This is a genomic window from Vibrio sp. 1F253 (genome assembly GCF_041439295.1).
GTDB lineage: Bacteria > Pseudomonadota > Gammaproteobacteria > Enterobacterales > Vibrionaceae > Vibrio > Vibrio tasmaniensis_A.
Genome location: NZ_JBGONU010000043.1, coordinates 13,010 through 34,336, shown reverse-complemented (window position 1 = coordinate 34,336; position 21,327 = coordinate 13,010). Strand labels below are relative to the sequence as shown.

The following is a 21,327-nucleotide window of genomic DNA, read 5'->3' as shown; positions in this document are numbered from 1 at the left end:
CTTGAGAATAATTTCTCAGGATTCATTTATATTTTTATTATACCCTTAAGCCAAAGTGAGATACTTAGGGCATATTATTAAGGAGAGGTGTTAGAACGTTCTATTGAAACCATTCATCTACGATAGTTAATGCCAATAAGGCCTGATTTTACAACGTCAGGTTCTGTTCGGTTTCACCATCAAAAATATGGCAAAAAGCAGAATCAAAATTAAAGCGTACTTGGCTGCCAATATCTGATGTACTTATGCTTTGGTTGTTCACTCGCGCGACAATTTCGTTATCACCCAATTTGAAATACAGGTATTTTTCATTCCCTAAGTTTTCAACCACGGTCAGCTCACCAGGGTGTACGTTCACCATCTCATCATCAGCGGCAATATTTATGTGTTCAGGTCGAATGCCTAGACACACTGGCTTATCAATATGATCCACAAGCTTTTCTTGTAAACGTTTAGGGATAATAATTTGCGCGCCTGGGGCAAGTTCCACGTAAATATCATCACCTAACTTGCGTAGGATTGTGTTCACTAGATTCATGGCTGGGGAGCCGATAAAACCCGCCACAAACTTGTTCTGTGGTGCGTTGTACAAGTTGGTCGGCGTGTCCACTTGCATAATGTTACCTTGATTTAATACACAAATTCGGTCGCCTAAGGTTAAAGCTTCCGTTTGATCGTGCGTGACATAAATCATGGTCGCAGGGTTACCTTCATCTTTAAGAGACTTGTGTAGTTGTGCAATTTTTACACGCATCGAAACACGCAGTTTGGCATCAAGATTGGATAGAGGCTCATCAAATAAGAACACGTCCGGTTTACGAACAATGGCTCGCCCCACCGCGACACGCTGACGCTGACCACCCGACATTTCTTTAGGCTTACGGTACAGGAGATCGGTAATTTCTAGTTTTTCAGCGGCATCTTCTACGCGTTGTTTGATCTCTTCTTTTGGTCGCTTTTGCATTTTCAAACCAAAGGCCATGTTATCGAAGACCGTTTTGTGTGGGTACAACGCATAGTTTTGGAATACCATGGCAATACCACGCTCTTTAGGCGCTAAATCATTCACCACTCTATCGCCAATACGCACTTCGCCTGCTGAGATATCTTCTAAGCCAGCAATCATTCGCAATGTGGTAGATTTGGCGCAACCAGACGGCCCCACAAATACCATGAACTCACCTTCGTGAATATCTAAGTCAATTCCGTGTACGGCTTTAAAACCATTATCGTACTGTTTTTCTACTTTACGCAGGCTAACTGTTGCCATTTGAAACTCCGAATACGGGTTAAATCTTGATAGGTAAAAATCTTTTTAGCCAGTGACTGGAGCTCTCAAGTTACTGGCTAAAAAGACGTAAACGTTAATCATTTAGGGTTTATGTTTAAAACATAGGTACTCTGATATTCAGAGCACCTTTCATCTGTATCACTGCGTTCAACCACGAGTTTATAAAGCGTGGTTATAAATAGTGATATAGAGTGGGTCATGTAGGTTGGCTACATCGCTTATTTACACGCTTTAACCAATGCGCGAACCGGCTTCTTATCTTCGCTAATTTCAACACTCCATAAATATTTGCCATCTTCTGGAATATTAACGGTTGTGTTTTTTGCAAAGCCACCGCGTTTTAGCGCTTTCTCATAACCTGCCGTCATCGACATGCCAGCTGCGGTAAATTGTGGAGACCAGCCCATCGTTGCGAACTGCAAACTTACGTTGCCCGCTTTTTCTTCGCTTACCACTTGGTAAATACCTTTGCCTTTATGCGACATTTGACGGTTTTCCATGTGGATCCACTGGCCATCAGGGAAAGTGCCTATAACATAAAGTGAAGGACGAATTGGCCCGCGATCTTCCACCGTGGCGAGATTACAATCGGCGAAAGGACCTGTTGCTTTCATTTGATCAGCTGCTGGCGTGTCAGCTGTGCTCGCACAGCCCATTAACGCTGAAGATAAAAGTGCGGCTACAAGTAGAGTACGTTTCATTGTCATTTCCTTATTATTTTTTATATATGTAGGGTTCTATTCCGTCTTAGTCATCGCGAGTTAGGGCTTTGATTTTTTAAAGCTCTCGCTTCGGCAACCTATAAACGAAATAGTCTCGCTATTAAGCTCTTTTTCGGTACCACCGCTCTTTTGTCTCTATCAAGTTCTAACGATTTAGAGTTTGGACGGGGGTTACTGTTTTTTTGATGAGTTAATTTGTTCAATACGGCTAAGTTTTTATAATAAGAACGTGCATCTTTCGCCGGATAACCGAACAGATCACTATTGGCAGGGAAAGAGTGGCTCACACCTGATTTGGCTTTAATAACGGAGTTTTTACCGATAGTAAGATGCCCTGCGGTACCGGCTTGACCATGAACAATGACATGATCTTCCAAGGTAGTGTGGCCCGCAAAACCAGCCTGAGATACCAGTAAACAATGCTGGCCTATTTTGCAGTCATGCCCTATTTGCACTAGGTTATCTATTTTGGTTCCACGACCAATAACGGTGTCGCCTAAAGTGCCTCTGTCGATGGTGTTATTACAGCCAATTTCAACTTCATCACCAATGATCACTCGACCCACACTTTCCACGCGTTCATAACGGGTGTTGTGCCCGGTCATGTATTCGAAGCTGTAATTACCAATGGAGTTGTTAGAGTCGATGGTGACATTGTTACCAATCACAGTGCCTTCTTTGATGACTGTATTGGCATGAATTGCAACGTTATTGCCGATTGTTACACCGTTCATGATTTTAACACCGGGCATGAAATGGCAACCTTCACCTATTTGACAATGCTTTCCGATATAAACATCGGGAGTATCTGATGTATTCCCTTGATCAAATAATTGATATTTTTGAACTTTATAATGACGCATTAGTTGATTGAGCTTCTCAGCTTCGAGCTTCTCAATCACGATTTTTGTTTTTGCTTTAGTCTGTAAAATGGCTTCTGGCCCAACAATGACATCAGCCAAAGTTTCAGATAGCCCTTTTAAATCGGCTTTAGCAAAGACAATGGCTAAGCCGCCCTCTTCTACGCTGGAAACTGGGCGAATCTTCGATATTTCTACCGTGTTATCACCTTCAATTTTTCCACCAACGATTTGGGCGATATCTGAAACTTTGATCATAATATTACTCTGTCATTTGAGTTGTGATTAATACCACTTAGAAGCGGTAAAGCGCTTGTAGGTACATTGTTTCTTGTTCTACAGTTTTCTCTTCGCCTTTCAGCTTAGAGAAAGTCTCTGTGTCTTTAGCCCACTCAAGTTCGCCTTTTACCAACCAATCGTCGCCAATTGCTTGCTCATAGCCTAAAGTTGCCTTACGAATATCTTTGAAGAAAGTTTCGTTCTTTGCCCAACCGTCTGTATGTTTCGTTTCGTTTTCACCAATACGAGCACGAACGTACATAGTGCCGGCTTCTTCAAAGCTGTACTGAACGATTGGTTCAATATACATCTCGGTGAAATCGCTGGCTTCATTGAGTGAACCGTTAGCGGTTTTCGCTTTATTTTCTTTAACTTGATAGTAAAGCTCAGCTGCAACTTCCCACTGACCAAAGCGCTTGTAAGGTTTAAATAAGAGGCTGTAACCTTCCTCTTCACGAGAACCCCAAACACTCTTATCTGAATCGTTGTATAGGTACTCTAGGTTTGAATAGAAACCCGCTGAATATTCATTATTCCAGTACGTAAGGTATGGACGAATACTGTGCTCAGCTTTCGTGGTTTTCAAGCCGTCTACTTTCGCAGAGGTAACAATATCACCCTTTGTATATTCCAACTCATAGATCAAGCCCGTTCCCCAGCCATTTCCTAGTTGAAAACTTTTGTTTAATGATAATAAGTGCTTATATCCATTTTCTGTTTCTGCGTAATCGCCTTTCTTTTTCTTACGATTTTCAAGTTTGAACGCGTAAAGTGCGGTCGCATTCCACGCCGCGTTATTATAGAAGACGTTAAACACTTCATGAGTCGTTGTACGCTCTTTAGACTTGCCGCCACCCCATGATGCAAAATCAGTGATGTTTTTCTCTTCGACTTCAATCGATGTTCCAACATGCCCACCAAATTTTAAAGCGTCATAAAAAAAGATATCACTTGGAGACATAGTTCGGTCATCAGCAGCCGAAGCGCCAGCACTAATAAGTAAAGTGTTGGTGATCACTACAGACAATAATGTTTTTTTCACGGTCATTCCTTATTGATTCTTCACTGAATCATTTGTTGTTATTTGTAGGGTTATTTTTGTTCACTGTTTCTCTTTATCTATCCACTGTGTCTCTTGATAGGCTTGCTGATTTCGCAACATTTAACCAGAAAAACATAGTCGTCCGTAATGAACGCCTATTTATTGTTCTAGAATTATAAATGTTTTGCTTCCTATTGAATTTAGAAATGAGAGATCAATCACCCTTGACTGCGGAGATTATTGATCACCATCACAAACGGTAGGCTTTTCATTAATCTAAGTATCAAAAAGAACAAAGCACTGTTCAAAAGCCCCAATAAACAAGACATAAAACCCTATAGCTACTAGATGTAAAAAGCACAAACAGAAGGTGACAATCATCACAAATATGCTGGCATTTTAACCAGGTAATGTTGACATATTGTCGGCGAGACATACCATAGTAGTACTTAACGAACGACTACTAAGAATTTAACTAGCGCGGTGTCAGTATGAAAAATTCAGGAATGAAAAAGAATCTATTCGCGGCAGCCTTAATGGCGGCAACGTTAACGACCAGTACATTAACGGTTGCAGCCGATGCAAACGCAGACACAATTCAGCCAGAAAATGGGGCTGAGTTGTTAATCTGGACCGACAAAACAACACTCGACTACATGGAGTACGCCGCTCAGTCCTTTAATAAGGAGTTAGGATACGATATTGATTTTTCATTCCGTGGGTTAGCGCCTATCGATGCCGCTTCTCGTTTGATTCAGGATGGCGGCTCTGCTCGCGTGGCAGATGTAGTCGAGATTGAACATGACTTATTGGGGCGATTAGTCGTGGCAGGTGGGGCGATGGAGAATCTGGTATCTGCCGAACGTATCTCGAATACTTTTATGCCAAATGCGATTAATGCGTCTCAAGCTGAAGGGGTGAGCTATGGCTTCCCAGTTAGCTTCGCCACTACCGCTCTGTTCTACAATAAAGATTTACTGACTAAAGCACCTGAAACTTTTGAAGAAATTATTGAATTTTCAAAAACTTTCAACAATAAGCAAGAGCATAAATACGCACTGCTTTGGGACATACAGAACTATTACGAGTCTCGTATGTTTGTCACGCTTTACGGCGCATACGAATTTGGTAATAACGGTACCGATGCAAAAGACATCGGCATCAACTCTGAAAAAGCCCAACAAGGCTTAGAAGCAATGAAAACCCTGCAAGTGGCCAACAATTCAAATCCAGTTGATATGCGCAACCCGCAAGTACGTCGTGGCTTATTTAATGAAGGAAAAGTCGCCGCTATTATCGACGGCCCTTGGGCAATCGAAGGGTATCAAGAATCAGGGATAAATCTTGGTGTTGTACCTATGCCAAAATTAGCAGGCCAACAACCACGCACTTTTGCAACTGTTCGTCTTGCGGTTGTGTCTTCTTACACTGAGTATCCGAAAGCCGCACAATTATTTGCTGACTACCTTACTTCCGACGCGATGCTGAAAAAACGCTATGAGATGTCAAGAGCACTCCCTCCTATCCAGTCAGTTATGGAAGAGATCATTGTTGATGCCGATGAAGCAACTTACGCCATTATTACGCAAGGTTTCTACTCAGACGCAATGCCATCTATTCCTGAAATGGGCTTCATTTGGTCACCAATGGCCAGTGCTATTACAGACTACTGGGTAAACGATAAACCTGCGAGTTCTGTTCTAGACCGTGCGCTTTCGATCATCGAAGAACAAATAGAATTACAAGAGTAACCTCTGAACTCCCGTCGCGACTCACAAGCGACTTAGCTCATGCGCTGTGTCATAAAGCCACAGCGCTAGTTCAGGGCGTGACCAGAAAACGAATACATAACGACAACCTAAACAATAGAGATAAACAATGTTGTTAACAGAGAATCAGCCGGCATCGCGAATGCCCGCTTCACTCCTTATTATGGGGAGTACACAGATCGTAAAAGGTCATTGGATAAAAGGCGGTGTATTTTTAGCCATGCAGCTAATCACATTGTTGATTCTCCCGGAGCTGTTGGCCTCGCTAAAAGGCTTAGTCACTTTAGGAGATGTCGCTCAAGTTCGTGAAGGCTTTAAAATATTACAGGGCGATAACTCGGTCTTTATGTTGGTCGAAGGGGTCATAGCCCTACTCTACAGCTTCTTATTCATCTGTCTGTACATCGCTAATGTCCAAGATGCAAAAGTCAGCCTTAAGTCACGACTGAACCTTCGAGAACAATTTAAAGACATTTACGACCAAAAGTTCGCGTTCATCATGCTATCGCCAGCTTTTATTGCCAGTATCGCATTCATTATTTTACCAATCATAATTACGGTACTCGTCTCTTTCACTAACTATTCGGCACCTCATCATATCCCACCAAGAAACCTTGTAGATTGGGTGGGGTTTAAAAACTTTGTTTCACTATTTGAACTGAAAATATGGTCGAGCACTTTCTTCGGTGTCGCTTCTTGGACGGTTCTGTGGGCATTTTTTGCCACCATATGTACTTGTGGGTTTGGTTTTTTACTGGCGCTTGCGCTACAAAATCGAAACATTAAAGCCAAAAAAGCATGGCGCTTTATCTTTATTCTCCCTTATGCCATTCCTGCTTTCGTGACCTTATTGATGTTCCGCTTGCTACTGAATGGTATTGGACCAGTCAACGCAACGTTAAACTCGTGGGGCTTTGATTCGATTGCCTTCTTATCAGACCCTTTCACCGCAAAAATTACCGTTATCGCGGTGAGTGTTTGGGTTGGCGCACCTTACTTTATGCTACTTATCGCAGGGGCGCTGACTAACATTTCAAGCGAACTTTATGAAGCCAGTGAAGTCGATGGTGCAAGCAAGTTCCAGCAATTTAAAGAAATCACCCTGCCTATGGTGTTGCACCAAGTGGCCCCATCGTTGGTCATGACCTTTGCCCATAACTTCAATAACTTTGGGGCGATTTACCTGTTAACCGAAGGGGGTCCTATCAACCCTGAATATCGATTTGCAGGACATACCGACATTCTGATCACTTGGATTTACAAGCTCACGCTCGACTTCCAGCAGTATCAAATCGCTTCGGTTATCTCAATCATTATCTTCTTGTTCTTGTCTGGTATTGCGATATGGCAATTCAGCCGCATGAAGTCATTCAAAGACGATGTAGGTATGTAACATGGCTAATTTAAATAGTACGGATAAGTTAATTAACATGGACAAATACATTGGCAAAATAGGCACCCTAGTCGTGTACTTATTTCTCATTGCCAACGCATTATTAGTACTTGGCCCAGTGATTTGGACAGTACTAGCTTCATTCAAAACGGGGAATAACTTATTCAGTTCTTCTTTCACAAGTATTGACTTTACGCTCGACCACTACCGCGCGTTATTCACGGACACACCCTATTTAGACTGGTATAAAAACACCTTTCTTCTCGCGACAGCGAATATGGTTATCTCACTGGTTGTCGTGACTATTTCAGCGTTTGTGTTCTCTCGCTACCGCTTCAATGGTAAGCGCAACATTATGATGAGCATTCTTGTATTGCAGATGTTCCCGGCCTTTCTTTCGATGACGGCTATCTACATCTTGCTATCGAAAATGGGATTGATTGATACCTATGCTGGCTTGTTATTTGTGTATGTAACGGGCTCATTACCATTCATGATTTGGTTGGTGAAAGGTTATTTCGATGCCATTCCCACTTCATTAGATGAAGCAGCAAAAATTGATGGCGCAGGCCACATGACGATTTTCCTCGAGATCATTCTCCCTCTCGCGAAACCTATCTTAGTGTTTGTTGGTTTAGTGTCTTTCACCGCACCTTGGATGGACTTCATTTTACCTACGCTTATCTTACGCAGCGAAGAAAAAATGACGCTAGCCATCGGTATTTTCAGTTGGATTTCATCTAACTCAGCGGAGAATTTCACGCTGTTTGCCGCGGGTTCATTATTGGTTGCAGTGCCCATCACTTTGCTATTTGTTGCGACTCAAAAACACATTACTACCGGCCTCGTCAGCGGTGCAGTTAAAGAATAATAATTAGGGATGATTTCCGCTATGGCTATTACAAATTCAGTTATCAACAAACCGATTACAAAAAGCTCGCTGACTCACTCAGCAAAAAGTGCAGACAGCTACGCTTACAACAATGAAACGCTTCACCTTCGCTTACGCTGTGCAAAAGGCGAACTAGACAAGGTTTCACTTTGGATAGGCGACCCGTACCACTGGGCAGAAGGTGGCCTCGATGGTGGCAACCTAGGTGGCAGTGATGCACACGGTTGGGTGGGTGGCAATGAAGTGACCATGATTCATGAAGGGGAAACCGAGTACCACGACCACTGGTTTGCAGAGTTTACTCCACCGAAACGTCGTAGCCGCTATGGCTTTATTTTGTACGGAAAAGGCGGCGAAAAGATTCTATTTGGAGAAAAACGCTGCGCCGACATTTCAACGACTGAAAACGCAGAAATCGAGCTGAGCAACTTAAGTAATTTCTTCTGTTTTCCTTACATAAACCCTCGTGACGTTTTAAAGACACCGACGTGGATAAAAGACACCATTTGGTACCAAATATTCCCAGAGCGCTTTGCTAATGGTCGCCCTGAAACATCACCTGCCAACGTGCAACCTTGGGGAACCAGACCTGTATCCGACAACTTTATGGGTGGCGATTTATGGGGCGTGATCGATAAGCTCGATTACCTGCAAGATCTTGGCGTGAATGGTTTGTATTTGTGCCCTATTTTCACAGCCAACGCCAACCATAAATACGACACTGTCGACTACTACAATGTAGACCCGCACTTTGGCGGCAATGAAGCTTTTAAAGCACTCGTCGATGAAGCCCATAAACGCGGCATGAAAATTATGCTCGACGCGGTGTTCAACCACATTGGGTCTCAATCACCACTATGGCTAGACGTTGTGAATAACGGGGCAAAGTCCAAATACGCCGACTGGTTTTGGATCAATCAGTTCCCTGTATACCCAGATACACCAAAAGAAGACTGGGATTTTTGGAACTTAAACTACGAAACTTTCGCCAACGTCGTCGAAATGCCAAAGCTGAATACTGAAAATGAAGAGTGTCGCGCATACTTATTAGACGTAGCGCGCCACTGGGTAGAAGAGTTCAACATTGATGGATGGCGTTTAGACGTAGCCAACGAAGTGGACCACGCGTTTTGGCGTGACTTCCGTAAAGTCGTAAAAGATGCCAACCCAGACTGCTACATTCTTGGTGAGATTTGGCACGAAGGTATGCCTTGGCTACGCGGCGACCAATACGATTCGTTGATGAATTACCCTCTGACACAAGCCATTACCGACTACTTTGGTCTTGGCGACGTTGATAAAGAGAGCTTTGTAAATGCAGTGAACGCGTCGTACATGGCATACCCACGTAACGTAAACGAAGCGATGTTTAACTTATTAGATAGCCATGACACCACTCGCATTATCTCCTTATGTCAGGGCGACAAACGTAAAGCTAAATTGGCCTATTTATTTATGTTCACTCAAGTCGGAGCTCCATGCATTTATTATGGTGGCGAGATTGGTATGGATGGCGGCCGTGGCATGGGCAGCGAAGACAACCGAAAATGCATGATCTGGGAAGAATCAGAGCAAGACTTAGAATTCAAAAACTTCATTCAAGAAATGATCGCTTTGCGTAAAGCTAATCCCGATTTTAATCAGCCTAGCATTGACTGGTTAAACGTGAAGGATGAAAAAGAGACGACAGACAAAGAGTGTATCGCTTACCGCCGGGGCAATTTAATGTTTGTTTTAAACAACAGCGATAAAGATAAACAGATCATACTTGATGGAAAATCACTGACCATTAGCGCTTATGGCTACGTGATTGAGCAAGCGAACTAAATCCAAGTGTGTCATTAATCAAATCATGCCCATTAAAGCAGAACCAAATATAGTGATGGGAATCGCGATTGATTCCCACTCTATTTACTCGGTTGCCAGCACTTCTAACGGACAAGAGGTGTATAGAATAGTGCAGCGCATTCCTGACGACCTTGCCCACTTGACTCAGCATTTGATAAGCCGAATATCGAGCGTCAGCTACCGCTATGGAGGTATCGCCGCGATAGGCATAAGTGTATCCGAGTTTTTTTTATCTCATTGCCAATCCGCACATAAACTTGCAAAGCCAAGTCCTACTCACTCGTCTGAAATCACCCAATTAACACGAAACCTGAATCAGCATTTCAAGGTTGACTGCTCGCTTGTGATGCATTCACACAGTGCGGCCATTGCGTACGACGCTATTAGTAACGCAATGACGAACGCAGACTCAATTGAACAACCACTCTCGGCAGGTTCAAGTCTCAATAAGAGGGCTAGGGATTTACACAAAGAGGCCATACTCAGCGTATTTTTGGGCGATGGTTGTGGCATAAGTTTTTATCAAAATAACGAGCAAGTGCACCACCCATTAAGCTCACATTGGGCACATTCAACGTTACCAAATTTTCAATGGCTCGTTGATGGCTTAACTCCTATATGTCGCTGTGGAAACGAGGCCTGCATTGAACAGTTTTTATCCGCACCAAGTATTGAGCGGCAATATCATCAAGTCGTGCTAAAAGACCAAACTTTAACGCAAATTTTTTCAGGCGTAGACCAAAGTGAACCGCATGCATCGCGCATCTATCGTACTTATATCGACCAATTGGCGCGCAGTTTAGTTAATCCCATTCAGCAATTACAGCCCACACGACTCGTATTATCAGGCGAAGCAACGACCTATCCTACATTAACGGCAGATTTAAAAGTCGCATTGTCTCGCTACATTCACGTTAATGAAATTCCAGTGATTATTCACCCAAAACAAGATGAATTCACCTTTGCTCGCGGAGCGTTTCTCATCGCTGAAAAAAATCACAACAATCATTTACGCTCGTCGTGACAAGAATGGTAACCTTAGAAGGAGAAGATATTGAATAGTTTCAGAGGACAACCCGTGTCAGAGCTAGTCACCAAATTAATGGATTTTGGGTTTACCAAAACCGATGCGCTTGTTTATATTAATTTACTCAAAAATGGCCAATCCAGCGGATATAAAATCGCGAAAGAGATCTCTATCTCCCGCTCTTCTGTTTACTCGTCTATCGATAACCTTTACGCCAATGGCTACATTTTCATGTCTGATGGCGACACTAAAGAGTACGAAGCTAAATCACCAGACTTGATTTTCAGCCAGATAGAAAAAAAGACAGTCACCAATATTAATTTCCTTAAATCAGAATTATCTAAGATGATGCTAAAAGAGGAAAAAGAGTTCGTTTACAACGTATCGGGGTTCGACAACTTACTTCAAAAGGCCAAGGAAATCATTAATCAGGCAAATCTAGAAATTTACCTGAATACCGATTTTAACCTTGAGTTGTTTGGCAAAGAATTATGCGACGCCGTGGAACGTGGAGTTCGAGTGATTGGCTTTTCATTCAACAAAATGGCGAGCCCACATGAAAAGATAGAATTACATTCGCGTTCTGAAAATGAAGAAACCGAATACCCTTCACACCGCTTTATGTGCGTAGCCGATATGAAGCTCGCCCTCATGTTCTCACACCGTGAAGAAACTTTAGGCTTATATGCAAACAATCGCTTAATTGTAAAAATGATCGCAGAGCATATTCACAGCGATATTTACCTAACAGAATACGAGCGCCTGGCTCCTAATCAGCACCAACACGTCAGAGTAAATACGATTCACGAACAGCACAATGCTATGGTACTCGACGAGCTTAAGAAGCACTAGTTCAGAAGATCGAATTCAATAATAAGATACGAACAAAGGTCTAGTAATAGGCCTTTAGGGGCAAGGACTTTTGACGGTAATCGATTTAACCCAAAGGGTTTCTTTGATTATTTGATAAAGAATAGACCTATGAGTGCATGACTGTAAGTAATCTAGAGCAACCACCGTCACTTTCCTCTAAACAATCAAATACCTTACATTTTTACGACTGAAACAATAAAGCCTCGAAAATTCGAGGCTTTAAAATCTTTCAAAGTCATGCTTTCTTATGAAGGTGACTTAACAAAACGTTAGCTTATAGCTCTTCGTTTTCTTCTTCCTTCTCTGCACCTTTCTCTTCAAGCACAGCAGGAGTTAGCAGTAACTCACGAAGTTTAGTATCAATTTCTAGAGCAACTTCTGGGTTTTCACGCAGGTATTTACCAGCGTTAGCTTTACCTTGGCCGATCTTGTCGCCTTTGTAGCTGTACCAAGCGCCTGCTTTTTCTACTAGCTTATTCTTAACACCTAAGTCGATAAGCTCACCTTCGCGGTTGAAGCCCTTGCCGTAAAGGATTTGAGTTTCAGCTTGTTTGAATGGTGCAGCAATCTTGTTCTTAACAACCTTGATACGAGTTTCGTTACCAACAACTTCATCACCATCTTTAATCGCGCCAGTACGGCGAATATCAAGACGAACAGATGCGTAGAACTTAAGTGCGTTACCACCTGTTGTTGTTTCAGGGTTACCAAACATCACACCAATTTTCATACGAATTTGGTTAATGAAGATAGCCATACAGTTAGACTGCTTGAGGTTACCAGTCAGCTTACGCATCGCTTGAGAAAGCATACGAGCCTGAAGACCCATGTGGCTGTCGCCCATTTCGCCTTCGATTTCTGCTTTAGGTGTTAGTGCTGCTACTGAGTCAATAACAAGAACGTCGATAGCACCTGAACGAGCCAGTGCATCACAGATTTCAAGCGCTTGCTCACCCGTATCTGGTTGAGAAACAAGAAGTGCATCGATATCAACACCCAACTTTTGAGCGTAGATAGGGTCTAGTGCGTGCTCGGCATCGACGAATGCACACGTTTTGCCCACTTTCTGTGCTGCTGCGATAAGCTCAAGCGTTAGCGTTGTTTTACCTGATGATTCTGGACCGTAAACTTCTACGATACGTCCCATCGGTAGGCCACCAGCACCTAGTGCGATATCTAGAGATAGAGAACCTGTAGAAATAGTTTCTACGTCCATTGTGCGGTTATCACCAAGACGCATGATTGAACCTTTACCAAATTGCTTTTCAATCTGACCAAGGGCTGCGGCTAACGCTTTTTGTTTATTCTCGTCCATTACTATCTCCACATAATCGGTTGTCTTAACAAGCGATCTAGAATCTATTTCTAACCCACATAGGGGTGACTAATTGGCTTTTATTATACTGTTGATTCATACAGTGTCTATACCTGTATGAAAATAATTTGTACAAATGTTACTTACCTTCCATTGATAGGTAATCATAAATAACTTGTAGGGCATGGTGCGTGGCTTGTTGGCGTACTTGTGATCTGTCGCCTGTAAATACATGCGTTTCTACTTTATCCCAACCGTTTAGTGCTTTCCAAGCGAAACATACCGTTCCAACAGGCTTATCTTCGGTCGCGCCACCTGGGCCAGCAATACCACTGATCGATACAGAGATAGTCCCATTTGAATGTTGCAATGCCCCGCTCGCCATTTCTATTACGACAGGCTCACTCACCGCACCGAACTCAACTAAGGTTTTAAGCTGTACGCCGATCATCTCTTGCTTCGCTTCATTGCTATAAGTAACAAATGCACGATCAAACCAACCAGAGCTCCCTGCGATATCCGTCACCGCGCTAGCAACCCCACCGCCAGTACAAGATTCAGCCGTCACTAAAACGTGTTTATGTTTAGCGAGTAAGTATCCAAGCCGTTCACTAAGATCTTGAGTCATCTGCATCATCAACTTCCCTTTATCTACTGTCATATCATTCGGATTCGCATCTTTTCGCATGTGTCGCTTTTCGCACGAAACGCTTTCACGTATCCTAAGCCGCAATAGAAATAAACGAAAGAAGTTAACTGTGAAAGCCGATCAAAAACATACTCCCATGATGCAGCAGTACCTAAAGCTAAAAGCAGAAAATCCAGAAATTCTGCTGTTCTACCGCATGGGCGATTTCTACGAGCTTTTCTATGATGATGCTAAAAAAGCTTCTCAACTCCTCGATATTTCACTGACTAAACGTGGTTCATCAAATGGTGAACCGATTCCTATGGCGGGTGTTCCTTACCATGCCGTTGAAGGGTACCTTGCAAAGTTAGTGCAGTTGGGCGAGTCCGTAGCGATTTGTGAGCAGATTGGTAATCCAGCAACTTCAAAGGGCCCGGTTGAGCGTGCTGTCGTACGTATCGTTACACCCGGTACCGTGACCGATGAGGCTTTGCTTTCTGAGCGCATTGATAACCTGATTGCCTCTATTTACCACCACAATGGTAAATTTGGCTACGCGACGCTTGATATTACTTCTGGCCGATTCCAGCTATGTGAGCCGGAAACCGAAGAAGCAATGGCGGCAGAACTGCAGAGAACCTCACCTCGTGAGCTACTGTTCCCTGAAGATTTCGAACCTGTAAATCTAATGGCAAGCCGTAATGGCAATCGCCGCCGCCCGGTATGGGAATTTGAATTAGATACCGCGAAGCAGCAATTGAATAAGCAGTTTGGTACTCGCGATCTGGTTGGCTTTGGCGTAGAAGGCGCGAAACTAGGCTTATGTGCGGCTGGTTGTTTGATCCAATACGTGAAAGATACCCAACGTACTGCCCTTCCACATATCCGTTCACTGACGATGGATAAGCAAGATCACTCGGTGATCCTCGATGCAGCGACTCGCCGTAATTTGGAGATCACGCAAAATCTTGGTGGTGGTACTGATAACACCCTTGCCGAAGTACTTGATCACACCGCGACGGCTATGGGTAGCCGTATGCTTAAGCGCTGGTTACATCAACCAATGCGCAATATCTCTGCACTCGATCAGCGCCTAGATGCTATTGGTGAAATGAAAGATTTGGCTCTCTTTACAGAGCTACAGCCAACCTTGAAACAGATCGGGGATATCGAACGTATTCTTGCTCGACTAGCACTTCGCTCAGCTCGTCCTCGTGATATGGCACGACTTCGCCAAGCGATGGAATATTTGCCAGAACTTGCAGAAACACTGACGCAATTGAAGCACCCATACCTAACTCAACTTGCTCAATATGCCTCGCCTGTGGATGAGGTTTCTGAACTACTTGAGCGAGCGATCAAAGAAAACCCTCCCGTGGTTATCCGTGACGGTGGTGTAATTGCAGAAGGCTACAATGCCGAGTTAGACGAATGGCGCGACCTTGCAGCTGGCGCAACCGAATTTCTTGATAAACTAGAGCAAGAAGAGCGCGAACGTCATGGTATCGATACACTTAAAGTGGGCTACAACAACGTACACGGTTTCTTCATTCAAGTAAGCCGCGGACAAAGCCACCTTGTGCCACCACACTATGTTCGCCGTCAAACGCTGAAAAATGCAGAGCGTTACATCATTCCTGAGCTAAAAGAGCACGAAGACAAAGTGCTTAGCTCTAAATCGAAAGCCCTAGCTATCGAGAAGAAGTTGTGGGATGAGTTGTTTGATTTGTTACTGCCTTATCTAGAGCGACTACAAAACATTGCTTCTTCAGTGTCTCAACTGGATGTTCTACAAAACTTAGCTGAACGTGCAGACACCCTTGATTACTGTCGTCCAACCATGACAGAGTCTGCTGGCGTACAAATTCAGGCCGGTCGTCACCCCGTTGTTGAACAAGTGATGGACGAACCCTTTATTGCTAACCCTATCGACCTCAATGATCAACGTAAGATGCTGATCATCACAGGTCCAAACATGGGTGGTAAGTCGACCTACATGCGTCAGACTGCACTCATTGCGCTGATGGCTCATATTGGTTGTTATGTTCCAGCAGAAAGCGCGACGATTGGTTCTATCGACCGTATCTTTACGCGTATTGGCGCATCCGATGACTTAGCTTCGGGTCGTTCAACCTTCATGGTTGAGATGACAGAGACCGCGAATATCCTGCACAATGCAACACCAAATAGCCTTGTGTTAATGGATGAAATCGGTCGTGGTACCAGTACTTACGATGGTCTGTCTCTGGCTTGGGCAAGTGCGGAATGGCTAGCTAATCAAATCAATGCGATGACACTATTTGCAACGCACTACTTTGAGCTAACTGAGCTGCCTAACCAACTTCCAACACTGGCTAACGTGCACCTAGACGCGGTAGAACACGGCGACAGCATTGCCTTTATGCACGCAGTTCAAGAAGGTGCCGCAAGTAAATCTTACGGCCTTGCGGTTGCAGGATTGGCTGGCGTGCCTAAAGCAGTGATCAAAAACGCACGTGCGAAGCTGACTCAGCTAGAAGCATTGAGTATCGACTCTCCGACATCAAAGCCAAGTGGCGTTGATATCGCGAACCAACTGAGCCTGATACCTGAACCAAGTGAAGTAGAACAAGCACTTGCGAATGTTGATCCTGATGATCTGACACCTCGCCAAGCATTAGAAGAACTCTACCGCTTGAAGAAGCTGCTTTAGTTTCTTATCAAGTAGCTTGTTATTGCCGTCCGTGATTTTGATTAGACGGCATGAAATACCAAAGCCACAAACAAAAAAACGCTGACTTTAAGTCAGCGTTTTTATTTGCCTTCTATTTAGAGAAGCAGCATCATCTGTTCAATTAGTCGTTTTCTACGTTGAACAGGTTTTCCATATTCAGACCTTGCTTGATAAGAATCTCACGTAGACGGCGAAGACCTTCAACTTGGATTTGACGAACACGTTCACGAGTCAGGCTGATTTCACGGCCTACTTCTTCTAATGTTGACGGTTCATAACCTAATAGTCCAAATCGACGTGCAAGCACTTCTTTCTGCTTCGGATTCAGCTCATCAAGCCAGAAGATCAACGAGTTCTTAATATCGCTATCTTGAGTTGAAACCTCAGGGTCTGAGTTGTTGATGTCCGGAATTATATCCAGTAGCGCTTTCTCACCATCACCACCAATAGGCGTATCAACAGAGCTCACTCTTTCGTTTAGACGAAGCATCTTGCTCACATCACCAACAGGTTTGTCTAGCTTAGAAGCAATTTCTTCTGCCGTTGGTTCATGGTCAAGTTTTTGTGAAAGTTCTCTTGCGGTACGTAGGTAGATGTTCAGCTCTTTCACAACATGGATTGGCAAACGGATAGTGCGAGTCTGATTCATTAGCGCACGTTCAATGGTTTGACGAATCCACCATGTTGCGTAAGTTGAGAAACGGAAGCCACGCTCTGGGTCAAACTTCTCTACGGCGCGAATCAAACCTAGGTTGCCTTCTTCAATAAGATCGAGAAGTGCAAGACCACGGTTGCTATAACGACGAGAAATTTTTACGACCAAACGCAGGTTACTTTCGATCATGCGTTTGCGTGCTGCTTCATCACCGCGTAGAGCTCGACGTGCATAAAGCACTTCTTCTTCAGCGGTTAATAGTGGTGAGAAACCGATTTCGCCTAAGTAGAGTTGAGTCGCATCTAAGCTTTTAGACGTAACTTCAGTCTCTTCTTTCGCTTCGGTTTTCTTAGTGACTGTTCGTTTTGCTTTTCCAAGAGCTTCCTGTTCCGTGGTTGCTTGGCTAAGATCGAACTCTTCTTTGGTTACTGCATTGCTTATACTCATAACGCCTCCCCCTGGCGAAATTAGCATGACATTACAACTTCATATGTCGCTAAATGACTATGTCACTCCATACAATACGTAATTTTTACATATTGTATTTAAGGTAAATACCGTTTTGGATTAACTGATTTACCTTGGTAACGAATCTCAAAGTGCAGCCTGACACTGCTGGCTCCAGAGCTTCCCATTGTTGCAATCTTCTGCCCTGGTTTCACACTTTGCCCTTCAGATACTAATAGTCGGTCGTTATGCGCGTATGCACTTAAGTAATTATCATTGTGCTTCACAATCACTAGATTGCCGTAGCCTCGTAATGCATTACCCGAATAAACAACCGTTCCCCCTGCAGTAGATACTATTGGCTGACCTCGCTGTCCTGCTATGTCTATGCCTTTATTTCCTTGTTCGCCTACAGAGAAATTCTTAATTACTCTCCCTTTCGTTGGCCATAACCATTTGGATACTTTGTTACTCGTTGGTTTTGTTGGCGGTGTAACATTCTGTTTACCTTTAGAACCAACATACTCCTTTGATTTGGATTGTACAACCTTCTTTTGTGGATCTTTTTTCGCCACTTTGGTGGTTGTTTGAGCGGGCGCAGGTTTAGAGTTTTTACTCTTTTGAGGTGTTGTTTTAGGTTTGCTTGAGGCCAACAAAGTTGTGGATGCGGCAACAGGCGCAGCGACGGCTGCAACCGCTACCGTTGATTTACCATACGCTGGAGCGTTGTAGCTAGGACGCCATAACTTAAGGCTCTGTCCGGGATGGATGGTATAAGGTGCAGACAGATTGTTATAGCGAATCAGCTCTTTAACATCTTTATTTGTTACGTAAGCAATAAAATAAAGGGTATCGCCTTTTTTCACTTCATAGTAACTACCACGATAACTACCACGATCAATCGATGAGTAATTCTTGTTTAAGCTTGAAACTGGCGCAGGCGAATTCGCAGCACACCCAACAAGTGCACAACTAAGCAGTAGAGAACTTCCTTTAAAAACCTTCGAACGCATCGACTTTCTATCCACCTACACCATTAATAATTTTATTAAGCTAACTCACCAGGTACAAGAGGTACAAATCGCACCATCTCGATAACACTCGATAAGAACTCATCACCGTGGCGAACAATCTTCAACAGTTGCTGTTCGTCATCTCCGACCGGAATTAATAAGCGGCCTCCATCTTTCAACTGCTGCAAAAGCGCTTGAGGGATCGACTCTGCAGCAGCGGTGACAATAATCGCATCAAAAGGCGCCTTAGAAGACCAACCTTGCCAACCATCACCGTGCTTGGTTGAGATGTTGTAGAAATCGAGTTGCTTCAACCTACGCTTAGCATCCCATTGTAGCGACTTTATTCTTTCAACCGAATACACGTGATCAACCAACTGAGCCAAAACAGCCGTTTGATAACCAGAACCCGTTCCGATCTCCAAAACGCGGCTGTCTTGTTGTAACTCAAGCAGCTCGGTCATTTTAGCAACAATGTAAGGCTGAGAAATTGTCTGCCCCTGCCCGATAGGCAGCGCATTATTATCATAGGCCTGATGATGCATAGCCTGTGATAAAAAGCTCTCTCTCGGTAGTAAGTAAATAGCATCAAGAACCTTTTGATCCTGAATACCATTTTCTATCAGAAAAGTAACTAAGCGCTCAGCTTGTGGATTACTCACTTATTTATCCCCTAACCATGTAGTCATCGCACCCAACGACTCATGTGCCGTCAGATCAACTTGTAGTGGTGTTACCGACACAAAACCATGTTCAATGGCGTAAAAATCAGTACCCTCACCAGCATCTTGCTCCTTACCCGGAGGGCCAAGCCAATAGATATCATGACCACGTGGGTCTTTCTGCTTAATCATATCTTCAGCATGGTGACGAGCACCTAGACGTGTCACCTGAGTACCCGATATTTGGTCTAATGCTAAGTCAGGGACGTTCACGTTTAACAGGCGATTGGTCGGGATTGGGTTTGCTAAATGTTGTTCGACAATACGGCGAGCAACCGCTGCCGCTGTCTTAAAATGTTGTTTTCCAACCAGAGAAAATGCCACCGATTGAACACCTAAAAAGTGGCCTTCCATTGCTGCTGCGACTGTACCTGAATAAAGCACGTCATCACCAAGGTTAGCTCCGTGATTAATACCCGTTAAAACCAGATCAGGCATGTCACTCTTTAGGAGTTCGTTCAATGCGAAATGTACACAGTCGGTCGGTGTTCCTTGTACCGAATAGGTATTTCTAGCAATCTCTTGAACACGCAAAGGCTGTTCCAAAGTTAATGAATTTGAAGCACCAGAGCGATTACGGTCAGGTGCCACAATGATAACTTCAGCAAGATCACGTAATTCATTTGCCAGCTCATGAATACCTTGAGCATGCACACCATCATCGTTGCTGAGTAAAATCTTCATCTTGTATCCTTTCTTTTGTACCAATGCCAAGTCACTTAAATACCGATATAAAGTCACTTAAATATCAATATAAAGTGACTTAGACCCAAGCAGAATCATTATTGCTCGTAGGTTCTTTCTACGTGTACTTCTTCAACTAACTCACGAACGATAGCGGTTGCGAAGCAGCCTGCGTCCAGAGAAAATTTAAGAGTGATATTGTCTTCGTTTACTTCCCACACTAAACCCATCGGCTTCAACGACGCTTCACGGCGATCATGGCGCATACGGTTGCCACAAATAAGCGCCATTAGATCCGGTTCAGCATCAAGGTGTTTCTGCTCTAGAGCTTGAGACGCATCCGTCGTCGGTAACGCATTATCTCCAGCTAAAGCAACGGTAATAAACGCAGAACCATTGGCGATATCTTGGTTTACAGCTTCGATATTAGCGGCTGTCACAGCAAGTTGAGCATCGTTTTTAACTACAATATCGCCGACCAATGCCGAAGCAAACGCATCGTGCTCAATACGGTCAGAAAGAATTAAGTTGTAGATCCAAGAACGAGCTGCAGAGAGGTACAAGCTGCGCTTATTTTGATTACGCGTACGAACGTTTTCACGCCCCCAACGACGAGCTTCAGATAAGTTGTTACCTTCATTGCCAAACCTCTGAGCACCAAAGTAATTTGGCACGCCCACTTGAGCGACTTTTTCCAAACGTTTGACTACATCATCGCAGTCCGTTACTTCAGACAAAGTTAGCTCGAATTGGTTGCCAACTAAATCGCCTGGACGTAACTTTTTGTTGTGGCGTGCTGTCGCCAAGATCTCAATGCTTGGGTATTGTGCAAGAAAAGCAGAAAAGTCAGGTTCACCTTTTGGTAGATGCACGCTCAACCACTGTTCTGTCACAGCATGACGGTCTTTCAAACCAGCCCAACTCACGTCTTTCGACTTAACACCACACGCTTTAGCCAGCTCATTTGCGACAAAGCTCGTGTTCTCACCCGTTTTACGAATGCGCACCATAAGGTGTTCGCCTTCACCAGTGAACTCAAAACCTAAGTCTTCATTAACGACAAAGTATTCGGCTTTTGCTTTTAGTTTTGCTTTCGCAGTTGGTTTACCGTTTAGATAAGCCAATGAAGATAAAATATCTGACATGCTGTTCTT

18 protein-coding genes are annotated in these 21,327 nt (G+C 43.7%); 7 read left to right on the top strand and 11 right to left on the bottom strand.

The genetic code is table 11. The annotated features are described in order from the left end of the window. Window positions 1-148: 148 nt before the first annotated feature. From ACED28_RS18070 to ACED28_RS18055, 4 genes are all read right to left on the bottom strand, one after another. Window positions 149-1,270: an ABC transporter ATP-binding protein gene (locus ACED28_RS18070; protein ID WP_371710403.1), complete on the bottom strand. Its 1,122-nt coding sequence runs from the start codon at window positions 1,268-1,270 to the stop codon at window positions 149-151. Between the two features lie 239 nt (window positions 1,271-1,509). Further along, window positions 1,510-1,992: a glycosidase gene (locus ACED28_RS18065; RefSeq protein WP_167851856.1), complete on the bottom strand. Its 483-nt coding sequence runs from the start codon at window positions 1,990-1,992 to the stop codon at window positions 1,510-1,512. Between the two features lie 98 nt (window positions 1,993-2,090). Then, window positions 2,091-3,131 (bottom strand): UDP-3-O-(3-hydroxymyristoyl)glucosamine N-acyltransferase, encoded by a 1,041-nt coding sequence (gene lpxD / locus ACED28_RS18060; RefSeq protein ID WP_371710402.1) that lies wholly within the window; start codon window positions 3,129-3,131, stop codon window positions 2,091-2,093. A gap of 37 nt (window positions 3,132-3,168) precedes the next feature. Next, the gene (locus tag ACED28_RS18055; protein ID WP_371710401.1) at window positions 3,169-4,200 is read right to left on the bottom strand and encodes a porin; all 1,032 of its coding nucleotides are present in this window, start codon (window positions 4,198-4,200) and stop codon (window positions 3,169-3,171) included. A 500-nt stretch (window positions 4,201-4,700) separates the two neighbouring features. Between ACED28_RS18055 and ACED28_RS18050 the strand changes: the two genes are divergently transcribed. From ACED28_RS18050 to ACED28_RS18025, 6 genes are all read left to right on the top strand, one after another. Further along, window positions 4,701-5,945, top strand: coding sequence for a maltose ABC transporter substrate-binding protein (locus tag ACED28_RS18050; protein WP_135444385.1), 1,245 nt, complete (start codon window positions 4,701-4,703; stop codon window positions 5,943-5,945). 127 nt (window positions 5,946-6,072) lie between these two features. After that, window positions 6,073-7,356 (top strand): carbohydrate ABC transporter permease, encoded by a 1,284-nt coding sequence (locus ACED28_RS18045; protein WP_009847628.1) that lies wholly within the window; start codon window positions 6,073-6,075, stop codon window positions 7,354-7,356. Window positions 7,357-7,393: 37 nt separating this feature from the next. After that, entirely contained in the window at window positions 7,394-8,227 is an 834-nt protein-coding gene (locus ACED28_RS18040; protein WP_029223077.1) for a sugar ABC transporter permease, read from the top strand. A gap of 9 nt (window positions 8,228-8,236) precedes the next feature. Continuing rightward, window positions 8,237-10,075: a glycoside hydrolase family 13 protein gene (locus tag ACED28_RS18035; protein ID WP_371710400.1), complete on the top strand. Its 1,839-nt coding sequence runs from the start codon at window positions 8,237-8,239 to the stop codon at window positions 10,073-10,075. Then, window positions 10,059-11,120: an ROK family protein gene (locus ACED28_RS18030; protein WP_371710399.1), complete on the top strand. Its 1,062-nt coding sequence runs from the start codon at window positions 10,059-10,061 to the stop codon at window positions 11,118-11,120. The genes ACED28_RS18035 and ACED28_RS18030 overlap by 17 nt, the downstream gene beginning before the upstream one ends. Window positions 11,121-11,174: 54 nt before the next feature. Then, a complete protein-coding gene (locus ACED28_RS18025) occupies window positions 11,175-11,975 on the top strand; it encodes a TrmB family transcriptional regulator (protein WP_009847632.1) in 801 nt (266 codons plus the stop codon). Window positions 11,976-12,270: 295 nt separating this feature from the next. On the opposite strand, the gene recA is transcribed toward ACED28_RS18025, so the two are convergent. Continuing rightward, on the bottom strand, window positions 12,271-13,311 hold the full coding sequence (recA, locus tag ACED28_RS18020; protein WP_009847633.1) for a recombinase RecA: 1,041 nt from the start codon (window positions 13,309-13,311) through the stop codon (window positions 12,271-12,273). Between the two features lie 139 nt (window positions 13,312-13,450). Then, the gene (locus ACED28_RS18015; protein WP_135444389.1) at window positions 13,451-13,945 is read right to left on the bottom strand and encodes a CinA family protein; all 495 of its coding nucleotides are present in this window, start codon (window positions 13,943-13,945) and stop codon (window positions 13,451-13,453) included. Window positions 13,946-14,069: 124 nt separating this feature from the next. Here ACED28_RS18015 and mutS point away from each other — a divergent pair, with 124 nt between their 5' ends. Next, on the top strand, window positions 14,070-16,631 hold the full coding sequence (gene mutS, locus ACED28_RS18010) for a DNA mismatch repair protein MutS (protein ID WP_122047384.1): 2,562 nt from the start codon (window positions 14,070-14,072) through the stop codon (window positions 16,629-16,631). 142 nt (window positions 16,632-16,773) lie between these two features. On the opposite strand, the gene rpoS is transcribed toward mutS, so the two are convergent. The 5 genes from rpoS to truD form a co-directional block, all read right to left on the bottom strand. Then, window positions 16,774-17,754 carry an RNA polymerase sigma factor RpoS gene (gene rpoS / locus ACED28_RS18005; protein ID WP_041472911.1) on the bottom strand — a complete coding sequence of 327 codons (981 nt, stop codon included), beginning with the start codon at window positions 17,752-17,754 and terminating at the stop codon, window positions 16,774-16,776. A 98-nt stretch (window positions 17,755-17,852) separates the two neighbouring features. Continuing rightward, a complete protein-coding gene (gene nlpD, locus ACED28_RS18000; protein ID WP_029225456.1) occupies window positions 17,853-18,767 on the bottom strand; it encodes a murein hydrolase activator NlpD in 915 nt (304 codons plus the stop codon). A 35-nt stretch (window positions 18,768-18,802) separates the two neighbouring features. Next, the gene (locus tag ACED28_RS17995) at window positions 18,803-19,429 is read right to left on the bottom strand and encodes a protein-L-isoaspartate(D-aspartate) O-methyltransferase (protein ID WP_009847638.1); all 627 of its coding nucleotides are present in this window, start codon (window positions 19,427-19,429) and stop codon (window positions 18,803-18,805) included. Beyond that, the gene (gene surE / locus ACED28_RS17990) at window positions 19,430-20,173 is read right to left on the bottom strand and encodes a 5'/3'-nucleotidase SurE (RefSeq protein WP_065678044.1); all 744 of its coding nucleotides are present in this window, start codon (window positions 20,171-20,173) and stop codon (window positions 19,430-19,432) included. It abuts the gene before it with no gap. A 98-nt stretch (window positions 20,174-20,271) separates the two neighbouring features. Beyond that, window positions 20,272-21,318, bottom strand: a complete 1,047-nt coding sequence (gene truD / locus ACED28_RS17985; protein WP_371710398.1) for a tRNA pseudouridine(13) synthase TruD — start codon at window positions 21,316-21,318, stop codon at window positions 20,272-20,274. Between the last annotated feature and the right edge of the window lie 9 nt (window positions 21,319-21,327).

Excerpts from the sequence above, each read along its gene's own strand:
- ACED28_RS18070 (WP_371710403.1), bottom strand. The coding sequence starts at position 1,270 with ATGGCAACAGTTAGCCTGCGTAAAGTAGAAAAACAGTACGATAATGGT.
- ACED28_RS18065 (WP_167851856.1), bottom strand. The coding sequence starts at position 1,992 with ATGAAACGTACTCTACTTGTAGCCGCACTTTTATCTTCAGCGTTAATG.
- lpxD (WP_371710402.1), bottom strand. The coding sequence starts at position 3,131 with ATGATCAAAGTTTCAGATATCGCCCAAATCGTTGGTGGAAAAATTGAA.
- ACED28_RS18055 (WP_371710401.1), bottom strand. The coding sequence starts at position 4,200 with ATGACCGTGAAAAAAACATTATTGTCTGTAGTGATCACCAACACTTTA.
- ACED28_RS18050 (WP_135444385.1), top strand. The coding sequence starts at position 4,701 with ATGAAAAAGAATCTATTCGCGGCAGCCTTAATGGCGGCAACGTTAACG.
- ACED28_RS18045 (WP_009847628.1), top strand. The coding sequence starts at position 6,073 with ATGTTGTTAACAGAGAATCAGCCGGCATCGCGAATGCCCGCTTCACTC.
- ACED28_RS18040 (WP_029223077.1), top strand. The coding sequence starts at position 7,394 with ATGGACAAATACATTGGCAAAATAGGCACCCTAGTCGTGTACTTATTT.
- ACED28_RS18035 (WP_371710400.1), top strand. The coding sequence starts at position 8,237 with ATGATTTCCGCTATGGCTATTACAAATTCAGTTATCAACAAACCGATT.
- recA (WP_009847633.1), bottom strand. The coding sequence starts at position 13,311 with ATGGACGAGAATAAACAAAAAGCGTTAGCCGCAGCCCTTGGTCAGATT.
- ACED28_RS18015 (WP_135444389.1), bottom strand. The coding sequence starts at position 13,945 with ATGCAGATGACTCAAGATCTTAGTGAACGGCTTGGATACTTACTCGCT.
- rpoS (WP_041472911.1), bottom strand. The coding sequence starts at position 17,754 with ATGAGTATAAGCAATGCAGTAACCAAAGAAGAGTTCGATCTTAGCCAA.
- nlpD (WP_029225456.1), bottom strand. The coding sequence starts at position 18,767 with ATGCGTTCGAAGGTTTTTAAAGGAAGTTCTCTACTGCTTAGTTGTGCA.
- surE (WP_065678044.1), bottom strand. The coding sequence starts at position 20,173 with ATGAAGATTTTACTCAGCAACGATGATGGTGTGCATGCTCAAGGTATT.
- truD (WP_371710398.1), bottom strand. The coding sequence starts at position 21,318 with ATGTCAGATATTTTATCTTCATTGGCTTATCTAAACGGTAAACCAACT.